Origin of the sequence: Acinetobacter sp. RIT698 (assembly GCF_009668065.1) — a bacterium.
GTDB lineage: Bacteria > Pseudomonadota > Gammaproteobacteria > Pseudomonadales > Moraxellaceae > Acinetobacter > Acinetobacter guillouiae.
Map to the genome: position 1 here is coordinate 1 of NZ_WJYH01000114.1, position 1,301 is coordinate 1,301.

Below are 1,301 nucleotides of genomic sequence, written 5' to 3' on the forward strand. Positions count from 1 at the left end.
TGTCTAGTCCTGAAATAGGTTGACACTTATTTCACACAAACGCTCGATGAACTTCATCGGGCGTTTTGTATTTTAGTGACATATGCGGTCTACGAACATTATAAATTTCTATAGACTCTGCAACCATTCGTTTAGCATCTTCAAGACTCCTTGGTTTATGAAGTAGATATTCATTCTTCAATATACCATTCACTCTTTCAGCCAAAGCATTTTGATAACAATCATATCCATCGGTCATAGAACATCGAATATTATATTTTTGATGTAATTCCTGATATTTCTTTGAACAATATTGGATACCTCGATCTGAATGATGAATCAATGAGGATTGTGGGGCTTTACGTTCCTTTAATGCTTTGATATATGCTTGGCTAACAGCTTCTGCACCTAAATTGTCATCTACATGATAACCCACTATTTTTCTAGACCAAGCATCGGTTATTAGACTCAGATAGGCCTCTCCTGTTTCTAGTGAAAGATAGGTTATATCTGCAACCCAGAGCTGCTCAGGTTTCTGCGGTATCACTTGCTCAATTCCAAACTTAATCAAGTTAGGATGCTTGTGAAAACGATGATGACTATTCGTTGTCTTATGATATGCGCGTTTAGGTTGTACTAATAAACGATGATCTCTGAGTAAATCAAACAACCGATCTCTACCAATTTTGATACCCATTATCGTGTTCAGTAAATAGTGAAGTTTCCTTGTGCCTATGCGAGGTTGAAACATTCTTTCTTGCTGAACTTGTTGTAATACATCCTGTTCATGCTTATACCTTAAACTGGCTTGCTTGCATTGCTTATAATAAGCTTGCCGAGTTGTGCCAAGATAATAACAACATTCAGTGATACTAAAACCTACCGTCTGCTTTTCTTTGATTGCTTGCCTTGTGGCTTTTTTGTGGTGCTCACTCCGTAATCTCGTTCGAGTATGTTTATGATAGTTTCAAATAACTCAGCCTTTCTTTTTGTTTCATATAATTGCTGCTCAAGCTCTTTGATTCTTTGTTCTGGTGTTAGCGGTAAAGGATCAGACATTTGTTTTTCTCCATGACGAAATGGGGTGCCTTGACTCCAATCTAATCTACCATGCTTCCTCAACCAAACTAAAACGGTAGCACAACCTTGAATGCCATATCTGTCTTGAGCTTGTTTATAAGTCATTTCACCTTTTTCAACTTGGTCTACGACTGATAATTTAAAAGCTAAGCTGTAATCTCTTTGTGTTCTTTTAACTATTGTTTTCATTACACTCTCCAAATTTAAGTTTAGAAAGTGTCAACCTTATCTAGGACGGGACA

Annotated in this window: 1 protein-coding gene; it reads right to left on the minus strand. The window is 37.0% G+C overall.

From position 1 onward, the window contains the following. Positions 1–31 precede the first annotated feature (31 nt). Positions 32–1,248, minus strand: a protein-coding gene (locus tag GJV03_RS21295) for an IS3 family transposase (protein WP_154131081.1) whose coding sequence is annotated in 2 segments (ribosomal slippage) — positions 32–903 and positions 903–1,248 — 1,218 coding nt in all. Because the reading frame shifts where the segments join, the coding sequence is not laid out codon by codon here. Positions 1,249–1,301: the final 53 nt, after the last annotated feature.